Source organism: Caulobacter sp. ALps2, from assembly GCF_058681635.1.
The window spans coordinates 1,795,330-1,815,800 of sequence record NZ_CM178743.1; the positions used below are offsets into that span (position 1 = coordinate 1,795,330).

Here is a 20,471-nt window from a genome sequence, read left to right on the forward strand (position 1 = left end):
TCTGGACGGCCTACTCATTTTGGTGTGACCTTTCGTGTCATCGCGTGGCGATGACGAGGGCGTCATCTTGCGTGGATCGGGCCGATTCGCTCGAAAGTTTGCGTGGGGGCGCTTTTTCCGATGGACCAAGACACCAGTCTCCGTCCGGAACGGATCCTCGATCTGTCGGAGCGCCTGTCCAGCGTGGCGGGGGCCAAGATCGGCGAGATCGCCCGGGTCAATCGCGCCGCCAAGATGCTGGCGATCAACGCCCTGATCGTGGCCGCTCGCGCGGGCGAGGCCGGCAAGGGTTTCGCCATCGTCGCCGAGGAATTCAAGAAGATCTCGACCGAGATCGACGCGGTGGCGGGAGACCTGGAGAGCCAGGTGCGCGCCGATCTCGACGAGCTGTCGGCCATCGGCGGGGCGATCCTGGGGCACATGCGTGGCCAGCGGCTCGCGGATCTGGCCTTGAATGCCATCGAGATCGTCGATCGCAACCTCTATGAGCGCACCTGCGACGTGCGTTGGTGGGCGACCGACTCCGCCGTCGTGGCGTGCCTGGCCGAGGGCGACGACGCGGCCGCGCGCCGCTACGCCAGCGAGCGCCTGGGCGTGATCCTCGACGCCTATACGGTCTATCTCGACCTGTGGATCTGCGACACCAAGGGACGGGTCGTGGCCAACGGCCGGCCCGGCAAGTATCCGGGCGTGGTCGGCCAGTCCGTCGCCGACGCCAAGTGGTTCCGGGACGGCATGCGCACCGCCACCGGCGACGACTTCGTGGCCTGTGACATCGAGAAGGCTCGCGCCCTGGGCGACGCGCCGGTCGCCACCTACGCCACGGCCATCCGAGAGGGCGGGCAGGCCAAGGGCAAGGTGCTGGGCGTGCTGGGGGTTCACTTCGACTGGCGGCCGCAGGCCCAGGCCGTGGTCGACGGCGTGCGCCTTACGCCCGAGGAGCGCGAACGCTCGCGCGTCATGCTGCTGGACCAAAAGGGCCGAGTATTGGCCTCGTCCGACAATCAAGGGGTGCTTAGCGAAATCTTTCCGCTGAATGTCTTGGGCGGGACGATGGGAAGCTACGCCGATGGCGACGTGACTGTGGGTTATGCCCTCACGCCAGGCTACGAAACCTATGCCGGATTGGGCTGGTATGGGTGTTTGGTGCAGCGCCAGCAAGTCGCCATGGCAACTTCCGCGGCGGCTTAGTCCCTTTTCTGCTTGGTTTTAACCAAGCTGACTGCGAAATATTCGAACGATCTGATCGCCTATAGGGCGAAACCGACCAGATTCGCGGCATTAACCACGGATTCTACGCGAGCGCCGTTGCAAGGCGTGGCTGTACATGGTTTTTTAGGCCTAACCAGACCGCCGATAAAAACTCTGCGTATGGCCCACGGCGGGGCAGGCTCGTCATATTCTAAGTCTATAGGTCCGGTTGCGTTCTCTTATTCGCGCGAAGATTGCGGCGTTGTGTGATCTTCTTGAGACGGTGTCGCCGAGAAATCGTCGAAAAAGCGTAATCCGGGCTAGAGCATTCGTTTACGTTGTCCTAAAGGGACCCCGTTCAATTGGAGGGAGCAATGGCTTCTAACCGCGTTCGCGCTATCGCCATTAGCCTGGCTGTCGCGCTCGCCCCGATCGGCGCTGGCGCCGTCTGGGCTCAAAATCAACCGGTCGCTACGGCTCAATCGCTGCAAGGGACCATCCAACAAGCCGCTGCTTCGGCCGCCGCTCAGCCGGGCTTCGCCCGTCTGTCGGCTCAGGCCAAGCTGGCCGCCATTCAGGCCGCTGTCTCCGCCGCCCTGGCCGCCTCGGGCGCTTCGCCGACCGTGATCGCCGCGGCTCTGGTGCAAGCGGTGTCGAGCGGCACGGTCAGCGCCGGCGTGGCTGTCCAGGTCGCCGCCGCGGTGGCTCCTGAAATGGCTCAGACCGTCGCCACGGCCCCGGCCGTGCAACAACAGCTGGCGGCTACCGGTCAATCGGCCACCGTCACGACGACGGCCGCGACCGACGCCGGCGGCGCTCCCAGCGTCCTGGTCAGCCTGCAAGGCGTGTCCTCGACCACGACCACTGACGGCGGCGCCGCCGCCGGCGCTGGCGCTGGCGGCACGACGACGACGACCCCGGCTCCGTACGATCCGTGCGCCGGCGTTGTCGCTGCCTACTGCGGCAGCTAAGCGATAAACCTCGGGTGGACCGGTGCGTCACGACGCGCGCCGGCCACCGCTTACTGGTGGGGATAAACCATGCGAACTCTAACGTGCTCGGCCATTGCGGCCTGTATCGCGTTGACCGCGCCTCAGATTGCTCAGGCGCAAGATCTCGGCTCCAACTTCAAGCGCGACAAGAACGTTTCCGTTCGTCAGCGCCCGCGCCCGGACTATGAAGCGACCGGCCAAAAGGCTGGCGGCTTCACGCTGTATCCGCGCGTGACGGTCGATTTCGAGCATAACGACAACATCTACGCCTCGGCGACCGGCAAGGTCGACGACAATATCTGGCGCGTGAAGCCGGAACTGGCCGTGCGTTCGGACTGGTCGCGCCACGCCCTGGGCTTCTTCGCCGGCGGCAACATCATCCGCTACTCTGACAACGGGACGGAAGACGCCGAAGAATACACCCTGTCGGCCAACGGTCGTGTCGACATCGCGCGCGGCTCGAACATCACCGGTTCGGTCCAGACCCAGCACCTCGTCGAACCCCGCACGAACCCGACCTCTCCCTCGGCGGCCGCCGAGCCGGTTGAATACGATCTGAACCAAGGTTCGATCGTGCTGACCAAGGAGTTCAACCGCCTGCGCCTGATCGGCCGCGTGGAAGACAAGGACTTCAACTACGACGACGTTCGTCGGACGGTTCCGCTCGCCGGCGTCGCCACCATCGACCAGGACTTCCGTGACCGTAACGAACTGACCTATGGCGGTAAGGCCGAATACGCGGTGAGCCCGGACACGGCGCTCTATGTGTCGGCCCTCGGCAACAAGAAGGACTACGACGACAATACCGTGGCCACCGACCGTACGTCGGACGGTTACGTGCTTGGCGTCGGCGCCAACTTCGACGTTTCCGAACTGGTGCGTGGCGATGTCCAGGTCGGCTACATGAAGCAGTCCTACGACAACCCGCTGTTCACCGACATCGACGGCTTCAGCGCGCTCGGCCGCCTCGAGTGGTTCCCGACCCAGCTGACGACGGTCGGTCTGAACGGTTCCCGTTCGATCGAGGAATCGACCGCGGTCGGGTCGCAAGGCTACATCTCGAACAACATCGGCGCTTCGATCGATCACGAACTGCTGCGTAACGTCCTGCTGTCGGCGGCCTATACGCACGGCAAGGACAACTACAAGGGCGTTGATCGCGACGACAAGCGCGACAACTTCTCGGCTACCGCGACCTACCTGCTGAACCGTCGTGTGGGTCTGTTCCTGACCTACAACTACCTGAAGCAGGAATCGAGCGGCGCCGCCTCGGGCGCTTCGTTCAAGGACAACAAGCTGATCGCTTCGGTCGCTCTGCAGTTCTAAGAACGACACTCCAAACGTCCACGAAACGGCAAGGTTTGCCGTCTACTGAGAGTACCCATGGACGGCTCCGGTTTTGAAACTTCGAACGCTCCGGTGAATGACACCGGAGCGTTGTCTTTTGATCTGAACATCGCGATCGCGACCTTCAGGCGACGCTTCCGGCTTTTCGCGGCCGTGGCGGTGGTGGTCTTCGCCGCCGTCGTGCTGTTCACCTTGCAGCAGACGCCCAAATACACCGCCGTGGCCCAGGTCATGCTGGACGTGCGGAAAGAGCAGGTCACCGACATGAATGCGGTGCTCTCGGGATTGCCGGCGGATTCGTCCGTCGTCGACACCGAGGTGGAGGTGCTCAAGTCGCGGTCTCTGGCCAGCCGGGTCGTCAAGGACCTGAAGCTCCAGCAGGATCCGTACTTCAACCCTTATCTGCCGGACGCCAAGGGCGCCGCGGCCTGGTTGTCATCGCTCAAGAAGGCCGCCGCGCCGGTCGCGACGACCGACCCGGTCGAGCTGCAGCGCCAGCAAGAGCGGATCGTCGACAATGTGCTGGGGGGTCTTAAGGTCCGCCGCGCGGGCCTGACCTATCTGATCTCGGTCGAGTACACCCACACCGACGCCAAGCGGGCCTCGGAGCTGGCGAACGCCTTCGCCAACCTGTACCTGACCGAACAGCTGGAAGCGAAGTTCGACGCGACCGCCAAGGCCAATGAATGGCTGGACACTCGCGTCGCCGAGTTGCGCGACCAAGTTCAGCAAGCGGATGCGGCGGTCCAGCAATACAAGATCGCCAACAACCTGCTCAGCGCCGAAGGCGCGACGCTGACCGAGCAGGAAATCTCTGGCCTGAACCAGCAACTCGCTCTCAGCCGCGCGGCGCAGGCCGAAACCGACGCCCGCCTGAACATCGCCCGGCAGCAGCTGGCGCGCGGCAGCACCGGCGAGGATGTCGGAGAGTCGCTGAATTCCCCGGTCGTCCAGCAACTGCGTCAGCAGCGTGCGACCAAGAGCGCCCAGGTCGCCGATCTCGCCGGTCGCTACGGCGACCGTCACCCGGATCTCCTGAAGGCCAAACGCGAGCTGGCCGATGTAGACAACCAAATCCAGGCCGAGATCCGTCGCATCATCTCGAACCTGGAAGCCCAGGCTCAGGTCGCCCGTCAGCGCACCGGCTCGGTGGCCTCGAGCGTCTCCCAATCCAAGGGCACCTTGGCCGGCAACAACCGGGCCGCCATCGGCCTGGCCGAGCTGGAGCGCAAGTCCCAATCGGTCAAGACGCTGTACGAAAGCCTGCTGGCCCGCTTCAAGCAGACCACGGCCCAGGACGGCATCGAGCAGGCCGACGCCCGCGTGGTGTCGCCGGCCAAGATCCCGACCGGCCCCAGCTACCCGAAGCCGTCGCTGAACCTGGCCCTGGGTCTGGTGCTGGCCCTGGGCGCGGGCGTGGCGGCGGTCGTGCTGGCCGAGATCCTGATGGCTGGCCTCTTCACCGAGGACGAAGTCGAACGCCGTCTGGGCCTGCCCTATCTGGGCGCGGTTCCCAGCCTGAGCACCACGGTCGACGACGCCAAGGTCCTGAAGGGCCTGACGCCGCCGGACTATCTGCTAGCCAAGCCGCTCTCGAGCTTCGCCGAGAGCCTGCGCAAGCTGCGGGCGTCGATCCTGTTCTCCAAGGTCGGCGAGACGGTCAAGGTCATCGCGGTTACCTCGTCGCTGCCGGGCGAAGGCAAGACCACGACGACGTTCTCCCTGGCTCGCACCCTGGCGACTTCGGGCGCCAAGGTCATCGTGGTCGACTGCGACCTGCGCCAGAGCGCGATCAGCCAGTTCCTCAAGGAGCCAGCCTCGGTCGGCCTGCTGGAAGTGCTGAATGGCGTCGCCACCCTGGACCAGGCGCTGATCAACGACGAGAGCGGCGCGCATATCCTGCCGCTGGCCAAGTCGGCCTATACGCCGCGGGACGTGCTCGGCTCGTCGGCCATGCACCGCCTGCTGCAGGAGTTGCGTAACCGCTACGAGATCGTTCTGCTGGACACCGCGCCGCTGCTGGCGATCGCCGACACCCGCATCCTGGCGCCGCACGCCGACGCCGTGGTCATGCTGGTCCGTTGGAAGAAGACGCCGGTGAAGGCCGTGCAGTCGGCCCTGACCCTGCTGCAAGGCACGCGGGCGTTCATCGCCGGCGTCGCCCTGACCCAGATGGACCTCAAGGCCCAGTCCCGCTACGGCTACGGCGACTCCTATTATTATTACGCCAACTATCGAAAGTACTATGCGGACTAGGACGCGGACGGGCGGGGGCGCGCCGTCGCCCGACGCTTCCAAGACACGCAAGTTGAAAGTCTCAGAGGGCGTCGCGATCGGCGCCCTCGTTACTTTGGTGACGGCCGAGATCGTCACGTTCGGGGCCAGCGACGTGGCGGTGGCCACGGTCTTCGGCGCTCTGCACGCGGCCTTGCTGCTGGGCCTGCTGGCCTTCTGCGGCTGGGCCCGCAAGCTGCCCAGCGTCCTCACCTCGCCTTGGCCCAGCCTGATGTTCCTGGCCGTGCTTATCGCGACCGCCTGGAGCTTGACGCCGTTCGGTCCCGGCGGCGCCCACCCGGTCTGGCTCTATCTGGGAACCGAGGGGGGCGCGATCACGGTCGATCGCTCGTCCCTGCTTCTGAACCTCCTGCGCCTGTTGGGCCTGGCCTGCCTGTTCCTGGCCGCCCAGATCATCGGCGCGTCCGAGACCCGCCGCCGGGCCATGGTCTGGTGGCTGCTGCTGGCGCTGGGCGCCTATGCCGCCCTGGCGATCGTCGACCATGTCAGCCTGCGGGCCGGTCGCCGCCTGACCGCCACCCTGCTCAGCCCCAACAGCGCCGCGACCCTGATGGGCGTCGGCGGTGTCTTCGGTGCGACCTTCTTCTCACAGGCTCTCCAGCGGGCGGGCGGATCCCTGCGGTTGGACCGCCTGAGCATGGACGCCAGCCTGAGTTTGGGCCTGACGGCGGTTTTCGGCGTCGCCCTGGCGTTGACGGCGTCGCGCGGGGGCGTCTTCTCCACGGTCGTGGGCTTGGCCATCCTGCTCACCTGGCAGGTGATCGCCCAAGGCCGTAAGGCGCGAACCGTCGCCCTCATCGGCGGCGCGGCCGCCCTGCTGGTCGTGGTCGGGGTGGCCATGCGCAGCGCCGAATTGACGGCGGCGCGCCTGGAGAGCCTGGAAGGCGACGTCGCCGTCCGCCAGGCGATCTTCACGGCGCACTGGGAAGCCTTCAAGACCTCGCCCTGGTTCGGCTTCGGCCTGGGCTCGTTCCCGGTCGTGAACCAACTGATCACGAACACCGAAAACCTGCGGGTCCTGTTCGACGTCCGCGCCACCCACAACCTCTATCTCCAGTGGCTGGAGGAGGGCGGCGTCGTCGGCGGTGTGTTCATGCTGGCCTGGCTGCTGGTCACGCTGTGGCGTGTCGGCGTCGAGGCGATCAAGCCGGGCACGCTGGGCGCCCTGGCCCGCGCCACCATCGCCGCGACGGTCGTGGTGTTGTTGCACGGCCTGTCGGACTTCGCCGTCCAGGTGCCGGCGCTACAGGCGCTGTTCGCCGTCGGACTGGGCGCGATGACCGCCACCGCGCCGCTGCGTCGACGTGGCGCCAAGTCCGAGACCTCATGGGGTACGATGACGTTCGCGGGCCTCGCCCTGCTGGTCTCGACCCTGGTCGCCGTTCCCCTGGTCGCCTCGCGCTTCGGCGGGGACCTGTCGGCCATGCCCACGGCCTCGGCGGAGGTGCTGGCCACGAGCATCGAGGCGGGGCTGGCCCGCAATTCCGCCGATCCCGCCGCCAAGGCGCGGCTGGAGGCCCTGAGCCGCCGTGAAGTGGCGATGCGGCCCGGTTCCGGCGGCGCCTGGCTGCGCAAGGCCGCCGTGGACTTCCAGCGCAACGACGTCGCCGCCGCCAATGCGGCGCTCGAGCACTCGCTGGCGGTCGCTCCGCTGCAGACCAGCCTGTTCATGAGCCGCACGCGCCTGGCCTATGAGAACTGGCCGTCGCTGACCCAGGCCGCGCGCCTGCAGGTGATGTATCAGGTGCGGGCCGAGTACGGGCGTGGGAACGGCGAGCGTCGCCTGAAGGCGCTGGCCAACAGCATCCGTAACCCATCGGGCCGGATCGGCCTGGCGTTCCTGATCGTGGCCGAACGCACCGCGCGCGCTCAGGCCAAGCTTCAGCCGCTTCGATAGGCCCGCTCTTCAGCCGGTTGGCCCCTAGTAGGCGTTGTCGCTGACCAGCAGGCTGGGAATGGTCAGGAGGACGATCTTGGCGTCCTTCAGGATCGACCAGGTCTGGATGTAGTCGATATCGGCCTCGACCCGCCGACGCATGGCGTCGACCGTCTCGGTGCCGCCGCGCAGGCCCTTGACCTGGGCCCAGCCCGTAAGGCCAGGGCGCGCCTGGTAGCGAGCGTAGTATTCCGGAATCCGCATGCCGTAGTAGTCGTCGTGGGCGGCGGCGTGCGGCCGAGGGCCGACCAGGGACATGTCCCCGCGCAGTACGTTCAGCAGCTGGGGCAATTCGTCGATGCTGGTGGCGCGCAGAATGCGGCCGATCCGCGTGATCCGGTTGTCGCCGCGCTGGGCCTGGACCACGTCCGGCCCATTTTCGCGGCAGTGCATGGTGCGCAGCTTGAAGATCTGGAACTTGGCGCCGGCCAGGCCGCCACGGGTCTGGCGAAACAGCGCCGGACCGGGAGACTCGAGCTTGATCAGCAGCGCCGCCAGCAGCAGCAGCGGGGCGAACAGCGCCAACAGAAGGGCCGAAGCCAGGACGTCCAGAGCGCGCTTTCGCAAGTCAACCGCCACCGGAGGCAGTCGCCCGCTCAATCCTGGCGCGAGAAGTTCGGTATACGATCCCCCGTCCACCAGATCACCCTCATAGTTCCCCACCACGTCGCGGACTGGTTTCCAGTTCCGACCCCGCCACGCTAGCGCAAATGACTCACAGCGTCGCGGGGAAAAATCCACAACCCCAGGCCCGTATGCTTAACGTGTAATAGACTCTGTTTATTCAGGCGTCCTTATTTGTAGTGACGTTACATCGAGAGCATCAGGAGTGCTGATCGATGATCGACGTCAAAATGTCCTTCGCCCAGGTTGAAGTCGCCCAAGCGCCGCGTGGCAAGCGCATGCCGCCGCTCGTCGGTTTGGGTCTGGGCGCCATGGTTTCGATCGGCCTGTGGGCCGGTCTGGCCCTGACGGTCGCCCGCATCTTCTAGCCTCTCATCGGGCGGTCCTTCCGCCCGGCGATCCCATGACTTTCGCGCCCGCTCCGGTTCCGCCGGGGCGGGCGCGAACGCATTCGGACACCCGCCTCTCCACGCCGTTCGACAAACAAAAAAGCCCCGGACCGTCAGGTCCGGGGCTTTCATCATCGATCGGGGGAGCGATCAGATGGTGGTCCAGAGGGCGGTGCCCGGGACCTGGCGCTGGACCCAGCGATAGTTCAGGTCTTCCCACGGCGTGGCCCAGGGGGTCAGGTTGTCCAGCACCATGTCGCCGCTCTTCAGCGAGATCATCAACACGGCGTGGCTTTCGCCGCGCGCCGTAACGGCGACGGCCAGCGACAGGGCGCTTTCCGGAACGCCCGCGGCGATCAGGCGGCGGCGCTTCTCCAAAGCGTAGTCTTCACAGTCGCCATACAGCTTGCCGTCGACCAGGCGCGGCAGCGACCAGTATTCGGGCATGCCGTAGAGATCCAGGTCGCTGGCCTTCTTGACCTCGCGATTGACCGTCTGGTTGACCTGGTTCAGCAGCTTCAGTTGGTCGCGCTGCTCGCGGGAGGTCCAGGACAGCACGGCCGGTTCGGCGGCGGCGAAGGTCACGGCGGCGGGCGCCACGTCCGAAACATTCAGGCTCGGCGCGGCGGCGGGCATGAAGTCCTCGATCTCGGCGACCGTGACGACTTCGAGAGTCTCAAGCGAAACCAGGGCCAGACCGTCGTCCTCGGCGTCGACCGAAGCGGTCTTGGGCGCATCGAAGCGGTGGGGCGGGGCGGCGCCGATCGACGAGGTCGGCGCGAAGCTGGCGCGCGCGCCCAGGCCCATCAGGGCCAGCTGGCTGTTCGGCAGGCCGCAGGTCTCGGTGTCGCGACGGCACAGCTCGGCGAAGCCCAGCGGCGCCTGGACGCCTTCACCGCGCGGCTGGAACGGCATCGAACCCGCCTGGGCGTTGGCGCTGGTCATCATCGCGGCGGCGCTGATGAGTCCGAGAACAATGTTGCGCGTGTTGAACATGCTGACCCCGCTGTGTTCGTGGGGCCAATATTCATTCGCGAGCCGAATTTGAGCTGAATTTAGATGGTTTAATTCAAATATTGAACCATGGTTATTTCGAAATTAACTCAAATCAAACCCGAATTTACTTGGTAAATTGAGGGGAAAGGATCATGCTAAATTGTAAGTAAACACGAGCGGGCACCGTTGAACCGCGCCGCCACCTGGGGCAAAATCGACGAAATCCAGTCCGGCGCCCTGTCGCCACCTCGGCGAGTGCGATGTTCAAAGCCCTGTTCCGTCCCAAGCCGCAAGCCCGCCGCGCCGCGTCCACCGAGGGGCGTGTGGTTTACGCCGTGGGCGATGTTCACGGACGGCTCGACCTGCTGGACGGTCTGATCGAGCGGATGACCGAAGACTTCCGCTCGATGGGCCGGACCGACCCGCCGGTTCTGATCATGCTGGGCGACTATGTCGATCGCGGCGCCCAGTCGTCGGCGGTGATCGACCGGCTGATCTCGCTGATGGCCCAAGGGGCCGAAGGGCGTTTCGAGTTCCGCGCCCTGATGGGCAATCACGAAGAGACGCTGCTGCATTTCCTCGACGACCCGATGGCCGGGCCGTCGTGGGTGGAATACGGCGGCGGCGAGACCATGGCCTCGTACGGCGTCCAGCGTCCCGTGGGCCGGGCCGAGCCCGAGGTGTGGGAGCAGACCCGCCAGGCCTTCCGCGCCGCCTTCCCGCCGGCCCACGAGATGTTCCTCAAGCAGTTGGAGCTGATGGTCGTCTATGGCGACTATGTCTTTGTCCACGCCGGCGTCAGGCCCGGCCTGCCGCTGGAACGCCAGGTCGCCGCCGACCTGCTATGGATCCGCAACGAGTTCCTCGACAATCCGCACGGCCTGAAGGCCACGGTGGTCCATGGTCACACGCCTACCGAAGAGGTTTTCGTCGGGCGCCAGCGGATCAATGTCGATACGGGCGCCTATGCGACTGGCGTCCTGACCGCCGTTAGACTTGACGGCGGCGAACCGAAGATCATTCAGTTCAGTAAAGCGCGCGCGGCCTGAGACTTCACCTTGTTCATCTCGCGGTCACGTGCGATGTGGCATCTCAGATCCCAGGATCGACAAGTCTCTAAGGTGAGAAGCTTCGCCATGATCGGTGTTTCGAAATTCTCGCGTGCTCTCGCGATGCTGGCGTTGGCCGTCTGTATGACGGTTGGCGCCCTGGGTGGCGTCGCGCACGCCCAGCAGCCCGCGGCCGGCGGCGCGCCGGTGACCGCGCCGGCCCAGTCCCTGGACTACCTGCTCGGCACCGGTGACAAGGTCCGGGTCACCGTTTACGGCGAGCAGTCGCTCTCCGGCGAATTCTTCGTCACGGGCAGCGGTCTGATGTCCTTGCCCTTGATCGGCGAGGTCAAGGCGGGCGGCATGACGGTCGGTCAGTTCCAGCTGGTCGTCCAAAAGGCCCTCAGCGACGGCTATCTGAAGGACCCGCGCGTCAGCGTCGAGGTCCTGACCTTCCGCCCGTTCTACATCCTGGGCGAGGTCGAGAAGCCGGGCACCTATCCCTACACCTCGGGCCTGACCGTGCTGAACGCGGTGGCCACCGCCGGCGGTTTCACCTACCGCGCCGACAAGAAGAACGTCTGGATCAAGCACAACGGCGAGACCACCGAGCAGAAGTCCGAGCTGACCCCCTCGATCGTGGTCGCCCCCGGCGACACCATCCGTCTGGGTGAACGCTTCTTCTAGGCAGCGCGCCACAAGCTGGAAGACACGAGGCCCGGCGGACACCGCCGGGCCTTTTTCGTTTCAGCGCGCTCAACCCTTCAGGGCGCTCCGCGTCTTAAGGTCGCATCAAGATGAGTCCCATAGGTTGAGTTTCTCAACCCCGAGGGCTCTCTCATGTCGCATGCCGAACACGCGCCAGCCGATCAGGCCGCCGGCGCCCGGTTGCCGGCCCTGGAGGGCCTGCGGGGCATGATGACCTTGCTGGTGGTGCTCTCGCACTTCTTCGGCGAGCTTCCGCACGGCCTGCGCGCCCTGATGTTCGGCTGGGTGGCGGTCGACATGTTCTTCGTGATGAGCGGCTACCTGATCGGCAAGCTGATCCTGGAGAAGAAGGACCACGCCAATTTCTTCCTGGTGTTCTACGCTCGCCGCTGCCTGCGCATCCTGCCGCCCTATGTGCTGGTCACGGTGATCGTCTGGGCGCTGGTCGAGATGCTGCCGGCCTGGACCGACACGCCGGTGCAGTTCCCGCTGTGGTCCTATCTGTCCTTCACCCAGACCTTCTTCATGATCGACCACGCCTCGATCGGGGCGCACTGGCTGGCGCCGACCTGGACCTTGGCGGTCGAGGAGCACTTCTATCTCGTCATTCCCGCCGTGCTGGTGTTCACGCCCCTGCGCCGGCTGACCGGCTGGTTGATCGGCGCGGGACTGGTCGCCATCGTTCTGCGCGCGATCCTGGCCGGAACCGGACCCAGCGGCGACTATGCCGGCCTGGTGCTGCTGCCGGCCCGAGCCGACATCCTTGTCCTGGGTCTGCTAGGCGCCGTGGCCATGGTGCGGGGCGGCGTCGACTGGGCGCGCTGGATGATCTGGCTGCGAGCCTCGCCGCTGATCGCCCTGATCGCGACCTTCGCCTTGCAGATGCTGGCGCCGACCGTGTTCCTGGTGTTCTCGCCCACGCTGGTGGCGGCCGGTTGCGCCGGCTACCTGCTGGCCATCGTCCACGGCGCTCCGGAGGCCAAGGTCTACCATTCGCCGATCCTGCGGTTCCTGGGGACCAACAGCTACTGCATCTACCTGACCCACATGCCGGTGCTGGGCCTGATGCATGGCGGCCTGCTCGGCGCCGCGCCGGACCTGGCCACGCCCGTCCAGGGGCTCGTCAGTCTGGCCGCCCTGCCGGTGGCGCTACTGGTGGGCTGGGGCATGACCAAGCTGGTCGAGGAGCCGGCCATGCACTACGGCCGCCGTTGGCGCTGGAGCGACCGTCTGGTCAGCCGTCAACCGACGCGTCTGGCGCCGGAGTTGATCTGATTTTCAGAGAAGTGGCGCGCTGATACGGACGCCTGTGAGAACTATGAGTGGGCGCTGGCGATCTGAAGCGCAATCCAGCCGCCATCAACGACAACGCCCCGCCAAAGAAAGGAAACTCCACGAACCTGACGTGGGCATGTCAGGTAGCTATGGAATCACCACGAAGCGTCGTGCGCGGCTTTCACGATAAGGTCGCCGTCCTTAGGCAGGAGAAAGCCAGCGGCGACGTTTTCCCGGACGTTACGAGCGACAGCGTCTCGATAGACCTGAAGGCTGGGATAGAGCTTGCGCAAGTTCGCCAGATCAAACGGCAGGAAGTACCCCTGTGAACCGCAGGCCGCCGCGCCGCTGTTCCTTCCGATATTGAGACCCACAGGCACCGCGACGTCAGGCAGCCGGATACCGCCCTGCGCCACCCCCTCGGAGTTGCGACTCAAATGGCCGTCGGCGTCCATCTTTCTCGCCAGACGCGGCGCGGTCGGGGCAGGTGCGCCGCCTCGTGACCAGGCGACAAGACGGTCTAGGCCCGCAGCTTCGACCAGGTAGGCCGGCGATGCCGTCCCGATAGCTGCGATCTTGCAAAGGGGAGCGATCGTCGCTTGAACCGAGTTTCCGAGATCGCGCAACTGCACCGGCTCACGCGCCGCGCGTAGATGGCGATCAACATGCGATGAGCCAGCGATCTCCCACTGCCGAAAGTGAGGAGCATCCTCGGGCTGGTTCTCGGCGTCAGAGCTTGCGGCGTCTCCCTCCGCGACAATGCGCAGCACCGGCACCGGCGTCGCGGTATCGATCTTGGCGCCTGTGGCGGAGATCAGGAGAAACCCATCGAAGTTTCGCGCCTGCGCTAATCCTGAATTGATGAAACTCGCGAGCCAGATGGCGCTTTGAGATTGGCCAGCGGCGATCACGGTGGTCGGCTGCAGGTCGCCTAGCAAGCTGGCGGCACCTCGACGGCGCAGGTCCGCCGCGATTTGTCGGAAGATATCTAGCGACAGCGGTTCCTGCGCCATGGCGCCGTCGTGCTCAATCCGCAGGTCGCCATATCGCGCCGGGCTCCAGGTCCGGAGCGTCTCAACGCCGCCGAAGCCCTGGGCAGACACCCCGATCCAAGCATAGCCGGAAGCCACCAAGTGATCTTGCAATGCCAGCCATACATTGTCCGCGTCGAAGCCGTTTGAATCGTTGAGCCATTCGATTACGACCGCGCCATTGAAGCGTTCGGGGCGGTCAGGACGACGGACGAGAACTCGCGTCTTGAAAGCTTTAGCCGCCCCCGTCGCCGACGCGGTCTCGCCAGGCGCGGAGCCGTAGGGCGTCGAGAGAGGCGTTGCCCGTCCGGACACGAAGACCTCCTGCTCAACATAGCCGTCGAGAGCCAGATCGCGATGGGCGGCGAAAAAAGGATAGAGCCGACTTGGGCTCCCCGGCACCGCCTCGGCGGCGACGGGCGTCCAGGCCAAGCCTTGCGCCTGCGCGCCTCCCACAGACGAGACCAGAACACACACGGCGGCAAATGCGGCATGAAGGGGGCTGAGGCGCATACGTTCAAAGCTCAGAATTCCGCGCCTCCAGCAAGTGAGACGGGGGAAGGGGATCGAAATCTCTTGGCTCGGCGCGAACGGAATGAGTTTTTGTGATCGGGCGCAAATGCGCACTGCCCAACCCGCTAGCGCTGCGGGAGTCTGTTTATGGGCGCCTGCGGGAAACTCTGGGAATGTTTGAGAACGTGCGCGAAGCGGTGCGCTGATACGGACACCCATGAGAACTATGAATGGGCGCTAGCGATCTGAAGCGCAATACGGGTGCCATCAGCGACAACACCCAGGCACCCGAAAGCAGCTCCGCGAACCCGACGAGGAGGGGTGGCTAACGGACGAAGCGGTCTCATTGCAGAAAGATCGCCGAACCGGAGGAGCATCGGTCAGCCCCTCCAGTGACAATATGGACTAGCTCATCGCCCCCGCTGCCTCGAACTCCGGGGCCCGATTGGCCGGCGTGAACGGGGGCTGCTCAGAGGGGACCACCGGCCCTACTAGAGGCGGCACATTCAGGGTGTCGGAGAAGAACATCACTTCGGACCCCTGGCGGGTCCCGCGAGCGCTGTAGCCAATGCTGTAAATCGAACGACGGCGCTCAGAGTACATTTCACAGATCGCCGGCACGTTGTCGTAGGACACAATCCATTGCTGATCAGCGACGTGATTTTGAACATACGCGGCTACTGCGGCGTGGTCCTCATGATTGTAGAAATTGTAATAGAGTTCCCGGCCCTTTGCGTAGTACGGGGGGTCGAGGTATATCAGGGTCTTTTTGGGCCATTTATTTGCCCCTTCTGCAAGTAGCGCGACTGCATCTAGATTTGTAAGCTCAATTCGAGAAGATAGTCGCGCGATTGCTTGAACCCGCGCGGCAAGTTCATGCGCGTTGTACCGTGCGTCGATCTTCCAGGGGCCAAGCTGATCACGTCCCCCGATGATGCCGCCATTCAAGATGCCCGATCGGTTCGTTCGATTTAGAAAAAACGTCGCGAAGCCCACATCGAGCTTTGAATGTTCCGAAGGGTTCATAAGGACTTTTTTCTGCGTGTCCCAAGCCCCTACCGTGCGCGGCGTGTCGACGATCAGGCGGCACAACTCTTCTGGCGAATGGAGCACGCTCCACCAGAATCCGTGGACTAGTTCGCTGACGTCGTTGATGTGGATGCGGGTGACGTACTCATGCAGCAGCAGTTCTAGCGCAATGCCCGCACCTCCTGCATACGGCTCCACATACTCTCCGTCTAAAAGATTGTTTGCCGACATCAGCGCCTTCACGTAGGCGGCGAGCTTGCCCTTTCCGCCGGGGTAGCGAAGCGGCGTGAAATGAGTGAGGCGTCGCGGCATGGGCCGGTTTTCGCTTCGGTTCATGGCCATAGTCGCTCGAAAAACGGCTGCGCATTGTCCCAGGCCACAGTCAAATCGCGCTCCTTCGGTGAAAAGAAGGCGTTGTGCACGTAGGCATTGAGGGTCTCGGTGTGGAGGGGGTTATTCGTGTCTGCCATGGCTTTTATAATGCCTGCCAGTTCTTTCTGAGGTGCACCGGCGGCTACCATGTGAGCCACCGCATCTTCGACTTTTTTTCGCAGTTTCTTTTCCCCCACATGGCCGCCGGAGGCAGTGAAGGTCAGCGTAATGCCATGTCTCTTTAGATATTCATCCACGGACAGTTCCAAAAAGACCCTAAAGAGAACCGAGATGGCGTGCGGATAAGTTTTCACTGGAAGGGCGCGTAGCTCCTTCATCACCTCGGCTATTTTCAAGTTCGACACTCGCAACGCGCAAGACTTTGGAATCAGCGCATTGCCACGGCTTGCCGGCCGCTTCTTTCCACCGGTACCCGTCGAGCCGGTTCCGCCACCTGCTCCAGCACCGCTTGTCCCGCCAGCGCCAGCGTCAGCCCCGCCGCCGCCAGTTCCGCCGCCAGTTCCGCCGCCAATTCCGGCCCCCGCGCCGGCGCCGCCGCTACCGCCGCTACCGCCGCTACCGCCAGAGCCGGTCTGGACGGGCGGAAAAAGTTCGTCCACGGCGATGAGTGTAGGCGCCGCCGTGGACAACTCAGGCAGGTCTGACCCAAGGCCGCTAACATAAGCGACCATCTGCGGTTGAAGCTTAAGGTGGGTAACGGTCACCGCGCCGAACGCGAGATCTCGAACCATCCGCTGGAGCGGTTTCATTACCTCGACGAACGGCAACCCGGTGAGGAGCTTGCCGCCGCTGATCTCAACCCCGATCGCGGTCCTTACGGCCGGCGTAGAGAGGAGTCGGTCTAGAGTTGTGATCGGGAATCGTGTCGCGACCTTTTGCTTTTCGTCGGCCGAAAGCGTTCCTCGCTCGACAACGAAATCTAAGGCTTGCAGAGCGGGGTCGCCGCCTCTGAAGCGCGAACTTGCAACACCACTCCAGTCAACGATGCCGCGCCCGTCGTTTTCACCAGTGTGGCGTTGGTTGATCCACATTGCCCCGTCTTCCCGGGAGGCGACTTCGTAGCAATCTAGGGACTGAAGCGCTGCGCTGTCGAACAGCCCGGCAAGCTCCTCGAACTTTTTCTGAATTGGGGGGCGCACCTCCATGCCGGTGAGGACCGACGGGTTCCGAAGTACCTTGAGAGCGGCGAGTCTGCGGTTGCCTTCAAGCGCGACGAACTTCCCAGGCTCATCTTCGGATGTAACCACCAGGAAGCGATCCATCGGATTAAGCCCGTCCTCGACGATGCTCTCCGCAAGCGTAACGAGCTTGATGTCTTGGTCCCTGATGATCTTCTGGAGCGCGTCGCGCTGGCTTGATGCCTCAGAGATGCGTGGGTTTCTTAGGTCAAGACGAAGGTCTTCGACCGAGATTGATTTCGCTGCCATTTTGTCTCCCCGACGCGGCGACGGTACTGGTCGTTATCGCAACCATCAAGGGTGATTGCGCAGCGGCAGTCAGGCGGGAGGTTGAGTTGGCGGCAGGAGTTGCCGGGACAATCGCTGGGAACACGGCAGCCTGAAACCGGTTGCACGGCGACATCACGCCAAAGCGTTAATCGCTTTCAAGCGGCTCTGCCTGCGCCCCCGGCTTATCGCTGCCCGTGAGCGCGGCGAACGGGTACGCGCGGCGGGAAGCAGTAGTTGCGTCGGATTTGTCTTCAGGCAAGGCTCCGCTTCGTCCGAGAAGCACACACAAGCGCGCCGGGGAGATAAACATGCAACGACTAGCGAGCGTAGCCGGAAGCCTGGGCCGCGGCGGCCGCGACGATGCGGTGATGACCAGCTTTTCGACTGAGTTTCCAGTTCGCCCCGTAGCCAATTCGGCGACATTTCTTGCGCAAGTTATCGGTTGGCTTCGCGGCACCGAGTACAGCACCGTGCTGGATAACGCCGACGAAAGGGACCTTGATGCTGAAGCTCCCGTAATCCGGGCTCGGAATGGTGAGGAGCTGCGCCTGAGGGTGTTGCCAGCCGGCGCTGAAGGGGAAGCCATCGGCTTCCGTCACGACTTCCCGGATAAAGACGGGAGGCTTTGGCGAACTGAGGCTGTGTTGCGGAAAGGCGCGGCGGACGGTGGTCAAGACCTCATACGCTTGCGCACGCAATGCATCGCGCAACGGTCCGGCGCCAACCTTGAGACGCCTCGAAAACCGTATCTTTTGAAAAACTTGCTCAAAGATACCTGGGGCGGCAGAGACAGTCTTCTCGACGTCACAGATCAGCCTCTGTGGCTAGGCGATGACGGCGCGTCGATGCAAATCGCAGAAGCTGTCTATGCAGGAACAGCGAGCCGGCACCTGCCGGTCCTCTATGTATCTGCAGTCAATAATGGCCGCTGGGCATTGCCACATAGCGAGTTGGTCCGCTTGGCTTTTCAGTTAGGCGGAGTCGCCCACGTGGTAATTGAGCCCGATCGGGCCTTTTCCTTCCGCCTTCGTGACGCCAGCGAAGGGCGAAATGTCTATGGAGGCACCATCGGGCTCCTGCTTCCTGGGCGCGGACTCAGCCGGAAGCTCTACCTCGGAGGATACCTCTCTGATCCTCAGAGCTTACAGAAGGCCGCGCAAGATTTGGCCTGCTTGATCCGCAGCCACATGCCGGCTGATGGTTGGGATTGGACGGAACTACAAGAGCAGGCGCTTCGCGCGCAGCGCGAGCGGAAGCGGTCTCTTCTAAGCCAGCGGGAGAGCGAGGAGCTGTATGAGGAGGAAATCACGACACTGAAGGATCAAATTGGCCAGTTGAAGGAACAACTTGCGCAGACAAGCTTGGTCGAGGGGGCAGAGCCCGACGGCGGGATACTTCCGGCAGATATGGTCGCGAGGCTCGGCCCGGAAATCTACCCAGGGGAGTTCCAAGACCGCCTGCGGGCAGCGGCGAAAGTTGCACGGGCGCGTTCCGAGGTAGAGGGCCTCGATGCGAGAACCTTGGCAATACTAGCGGCGGTCGAAGCCCTGCCTGCATCAGACGGCCTACATGAGCTGTTGGAGGACCTGAAGCGAGCAACTAAAGACCCCGGTCGGCTGGCCGATCAGGTGACTCAGCTGCTAGGTCGCCATGGCTATCGCGAGAAGTCACGGAACAAGCATGTACGGCTCGAACCCCAGGCGGGATTTGTGGGCCTTGATGCGATCACGGTTCCAACGACGCCAAGCGACACGAGGGGGCTCACCAACATGCGAAAGCAGGTCGAGCGAACGCTTGGGCTTACACGACTTGCCGACTGACCGCTGATAATCGGCGTGGGCATGGGCGTGAATGCTGCCGAACCGTTTGGGGAAATTCTTGCAAGAGGATATGGCTGTGTCTGGAGCCAGGACGAAGAAAATCAGCACCACAAATACTAAGGCAAGATAAAAGCACAGGTACCTTCGGCCCCTAAGTGCATGATGGTGTTGAGCTTTTACAGGAACCCTCTTTCGGGCCGCTGCCCTAACATCGGCATTTCCGCAGCAAACTCAGCGCCCTAGTAGGGACCCTAGGCCCTTTTCGGCCTTTTACGCTCGCCGGTTCCCGCCCTGGAGCGCTTGGCGGAGCAAGGGCCGGACGGGCTGATGAGCGTCAAGGGTGGCGCCTTCGGCGCCATCGCGGAGCGACGGCGAAGCCGCCCTTGACCCTCACCAGCCCGCCCGGCAATAGGCTCTCCAAGCGCTTCAGGGCGAGCCCCGACCGTGTACGGTCCTGGCCCGACAAACTCCCTATTTCGACAGGCGAACGCCTGGGCCGCCGTTGGCGTCGGCGGGTATGAAAACCGCTCCGGCTTCCTCAAGTGTGGTTTGGACCTTGTCGAGGTTAGCGGCGAGGATTCCGCCGCGACCGGTCTCGAACCGAAGGATCGTGGATTCCGCGACGCCCGAGATACGGGCGAGTTCTCGAACGCTGATCCCGAGGGCTGCGCGCGCCATACGAACCTGCGGTGGGGCGAGGATGGTCAACGTTTTGCTCCACAAGTGAACGAATTGCGTTGACTCAGTCACCGTAATTCGTTTGAATGTACCCTCATTCCTTTCAAACTCCACCGACCTGCGCGCAGGTCGGGCCGAGCGCTCGCGCCGAGGGCTACCCCATGTCCGAAGACCAGGCCGATCCGACCCTCTTCTCCCGCCGCGCCCTGCTGGCGGTCGCGGGCGCGGCGCCCATCGTCTGCGCTGTCGGCAACGCCCCACCGACGCCTGCGGCGGACACCCTCATCGGCCGCTGCGCCCAATGGCTGACGCTGGACTTTGAGAGCGACCACCTGGCGCGCCGCTGGGCGGCGCTGGAGACGGAAGCGGTCGCCAGCTTCGACTACTTCCGCATGAACGACCGCGAGCGCCGGGGCCTGCCCATGGGACCGGAAATGGAGGCGATCGAGAAGCAGCTCGACGACCTGTTCAGCCGACGCAAGCGCCTCTATCGGGCCATTACCAAGATGACCCCGGCCAACGTCCATGAAGCCGCCAGCCTGATCATCATCGCCGCCCGCATCGAGATCCACGATCCAGGCCCGACCGCGCCGCTGGTGCGCAAGGCGCTGGACTTCGTCGCCCAGGCGACATGCCCCCGCTGCGGAGAGGCCTATGTGCCCAAGAGCCTCCCCACGGCGTGAGCGCGCGAGCCGCGACCTTGCCGCCAGATTGTCTTTCGTTCCCGTAGATAACGGCGCGCCGGATTTGCTTGCCG

At 64.1% G+C, this 20,471-nt stretch carries 16 protein-coding genes and 1 pseudogene; 11 read left to right on the forward strand and 6 right to left on the reverse strand.

The annotated features are described in order from the left end of the window. The first annotated feature begins 50 nt into the window (after positions 1 to 50). From ACW173_RS08560 to ACW173_RS08580, 5 genes and pseudogenes are all read left to right on the forward strand, one after another. Positions 51 to 1,191, forward strand: a pseudogene (locus ACW173_RS08560) (methyl-accepting chemotaxis protein). Positions 1,192 to 1,565: 374 nt separating this feature from the next. Beyond that, positions 1,566 to 2,162, forward strand: coding sequence for a hypothetical protein (locus ACW173_RS08565; protein WP_492084587.1), 597 nt, complete (start codon positions 1,566 to 1,568; stop codon positions 2,160 to 2,162). A 69-nt stretch (positions 2,163 to 2,231) separates the two neighbouring features. Further along, positions 2,232 to 3,509: a porin gene (locus ACW173_RS08570; RefSeq protein ID WP_492084588.1), complete on the forward strand. Its 1,278-nt coding sequence runs from the start codon at positions 2,232 to 2,234 to the stop codon at positions 3,507 to 3,509. A gap of 57 nt (positions 3,510 to 3,566) precedes the next feature. Further along, the gene (locus ACW173_RS08575; RefSeq protein WP_492084590.1) at positions 3,567 to 5,786 is read left to right on the forward strand and encodes a GumC family protein; all 2,220 of its coding nucleotides are present in this window, start codon (positions 3,567 to 3,569) and stop codon (positions 5,784 to 5,786) included. 52 nt (positions 5,787 to 5,838) lie between these two features. Beyond that, positions 5,839 to 7,722 carry an O-antigen ligase family protein gene (locus ACW173_RS08580; protein WP_492084591.1) on the forward strand — a complete coding sequence of 628 codons (1,884 nt, stop codon included), beginning with the start codon at positions 5,839 to 5,841 and terminating at the stop codon, positions 7,720 to 7,722. A 24-nt stretch (positions 7,723 to 7,746) separates the two neighbouring features. Here the strand turns inward: ACW173_RS08580 and ACW173_RS08585 are convergent, their stop codons facing one another. Further along, positions 7,747 to 8,400 (reverse strand): sugar transferase, encoded by a 654-nt coding sequence (locus ACW173_RS08585; RefSeq protein WP_492084593.1) that lies wholly within the window; start codon positions 8,398 to 8,400, stop codon positions 7,747 to 7,749. Between the two features lie 200 nt (positions 8,401 to 8,600). Here ACW173_RS08585 and ACW173_RS08590 point away from each other — a divergent pair, with 200 nt between their 5' ends. Continuing rightward, positions 8,601 to 8,753: a hypothetical protein gene (locus ACW173_RS08590; protein ID WP_492084594.1), complete on the forward strand. Its 153-nt coding sequence runs from the start codon at positions 8,601 to 8,603 to the stop codon at positions 8,751 to 8,753. Between the two features lie 171 nt (positions 8,754 to 8,924). On the opposite strand, the gene ACW173_RS08595 is transcribed toward ACW173_RS08590, so the two are convergent. Beyond that, positions 8,925 to 9,770: a transglutaminase-like cysteine peptidase gene (locus tag ACW173_RS08595; protein WP_492084596.1), complete on the reverse strand. Its 846-nt coding sequence runs from the start codon at positions 9,768 to 9,770 to the stop codon at positions 8,925 to 8,927. Between the two features lie 260 nt (positions 9,771 to 10,030). On the opposite strand from ACW173_RS08595, the gene ACW173_RS08600 reads away from it, so the two are divergent. From ACW173_RS08600 to ACW173_RS08610, 3 genes are all read left to right on the forward strand, one after another. After that, positions 10,031 to 10,819: a metallophosphoesterase family protein gene (locus ACW173_RS08600; RefSeq protein ID WP_492084597.1), complete on the forward strand. Its 789-nt coding sequence runs from the start codon at positions 10,031 to 10,033 to the stop codon at positions 10,817 to 10,819. An 87-nt stretch (positions 10,820 to 10,906) separates the two neighbouring features. Beyond that, positions 10,907 to 11,506 carry a polysaccharide biosynthesis/export family protein gene (locus tag ACW173_RS08605; RefSeq protein ID WP_492084599.1) on the forward strand — a complete coding sequence of 200 codons (600 nt, stop codon included), beginning with the start codon at positions 10,907 to 10,909 and terminating at the stop codon, positions 11,504 to 11,506. A gap of 153 nt (positions 11,507 to 11,659) precedes the next feature. Next, on the forward strand, positions 11,660 to 12,802 hold the full coding sequence (locus tag ACW173_RS08610; RefSeq protein ID WP_492084600.1) for an acyltransferase family protein: 1,143 nt from the start codon (positions 11,660 to 11,662) through the stop codon (positions 12,800 to 12,802). Positions 12,803 to 12,957: 155 nt separating this feature from the next. Here ACW173_RS08610 and ACW173_RS08615 read toward each other — a convergent pair whose 3' ends face one another. From ACW173_RS08615 to ACW173_RS08625, 3 genes are all read right to left on the reverse strand, one after another. Beyond that, positions 12,958 to 14,265 carry an alpha/beta hydrolase domain-containing protein gene (locus tag ACW173_RS08615; protein ID WP_492084602.1) on the reverse strand — a complete coding sequence of 436 codons (1,308 nt, stop codon included), beginning with the start codon at positions 14,263 to 14,265 and terminating at the stop codon, positions 12,958 to 12,960. 486 nt (positions 14,266 to 14,751) lie between these two features. Further along, on the reverse strand, positions 14,752 to 15,687 hold the full coding sequence (locus tag ACW173_RS08620) for a DNA adenine methylase (RefSeq protein WP_492084603.1): 936 nt from the start codon (positions 15,685 to 15,687) through the stop codon (positions 14,752 to 14,754). Between the two features lie 20 nt (positions 15,688 to 15,707). Continuing rightward, positions 15,708 to 17,195 (reverse strand): hypothetical protein, encoded by a 1,488-nt coding sequence (locus tag ACW173_RS08625; protein WP_492084604.1) that lies wholly within the window; start codon positions 17,193 to 17,195, stop codon positions 15,708 to 15,710. Positions 17,196 to 17,524: 329 nt separating this feature from the next. Between ACW173_RS08625 and ACW173_RS08630 the strand changes: the two genes are divergently transcribed. Next, positions 17,525 to 19,036: a hypothetical protein gene (locus ACW173_RS08630; RefSeq protein ID WP_492084606.1), complete on the forward strand. Its 1,512-nt coding sequence runs from the start codon at positions 17,525 to 17,527 to the stop codon at positions 19,034 to 19,036. 471 nt (positions 19,037 to 19,507) lie between these two features. Here ACW173_RS08630 and ACW173_RS08635 read toward each other — a convergent pair whose 3' ends face one another. Then, complete coding sequence (locus ACW173_RS08635; protein WP_492084608.1) at positions 19,508 to 19,744, reverse strand: helix-turn-helix domain-containing protein; 237 nt, start codon at positions 19,742 to 19,744, stop codon at positions 19,508 to 19,510. A 131-nt stretch (positions 19,745 to 19,875) separates the two neighbouring features. Here ACW173_RS08635 and ACW173_RS08640 point away from each other — a divergent pair, with 131 nt between their 5' ends. Further along, complete coding sequence (locus ACW173_RS08640; RefSeq protein WP_492084610.1) at positions 19,876 to 20,397, forward strand: hypothetical protein; 522 nt, start codon at positions 19,876 to 19,878, stop codon at positions 20,395 to 20,397. Positions 20,398 to 20,471 lie beyond the last annotated feature (74 nt).

Excerpts from the sequence above, each read along its gene's own strand:
- ACW173_RS08565 (WP_492084587.1), top strand. The coding sequence starts at position 1,566 with ATGGCTTCTAACCGCGTTCGCGCTATCGCCATTAGCCTGGCTGTCGCG.
- ACW173_RS08570 (WP_492084588.1), top strand. The coding sequence starts at position 2,232 with ATGCGAACTCTAACGTGCTCGGCCATTGCGGCCTGTATCGCGTTGACC.
- ACW173_RS08575 (WP_492084590.1), top strand. The coding sequence starts at position 3,567 with ATGGACGGCTCCGGTTTTGAAACTTCGAACGCTCCGGTGAATGACACC.
- ACW173_RS08590 (WP_492084594.1), top strand. The coding sequence starts at position 8,601 with ATGATCGACGTCAAAATGTCCTTCGCCCAGGTTGAAGTCGCCCAAGCG.
- ACW173_RS08595 (WP_492084596.1), bottom strand. The coding sequence starts at position 9,770 with ATGTTCAACACGCGCAACATTGTTCTCGGACTCATCAGCGCCGCCGCG.
- ACW173_RS08600 (WP_492084597.1), top strand. The coding sequence starts at position 10,031 with ATGTTCAAAGCCCTGTTCCGTCCCAAGCCGCAAGCCCGCCGCGCCGCG.
- ACW173_RS08605 (WP_492084599.1), top strand. The coding sequence starts at position 10,907 with ATGATCGGTGTTTCGAAATTCTCGCGTGCTCTCGCGATGCTGGCGTTG.
- ACW173_RS08610 (WP_492084600.1), top strand. The coding sequence starts at position 11,660 with ATGTCGCATGCCGAACACGCGCCAGCCGATCAGGCCGCCGGCGCCCGG.
- ACW173_RS08620 (WP_492084603.1), bottom strand. The coding sequence starts at position 15,687 with ATGCCGCGACGCCTCACTCATTTCACGCCGCTTCGCTACCCCGGCGGA.
- ACW173_RS08625 (WP_492084604.1), bottom strand. The coding sequence starts at position 17,195 with ATGGCAGCGAAATCAATCTCGGTCGAAGACCTTCGTCTTGACCTAAGA.
- ACW173_RS08630 (WP_492084606.1), top strand. The coding sequence starts at position 17,525 with ATGCAACGACTAGCGAGCGTAGCCGGAAGCCTGGGCCGCGGCGGCCGC.
- ACW173_RS08640 (WP_492084610.1), top strand. The coding sequence starts at position 19,876 with ATGTCCGAAGACCAGGCCGATCCGACCCTCTTCTCCCGCCGCGCCCTG.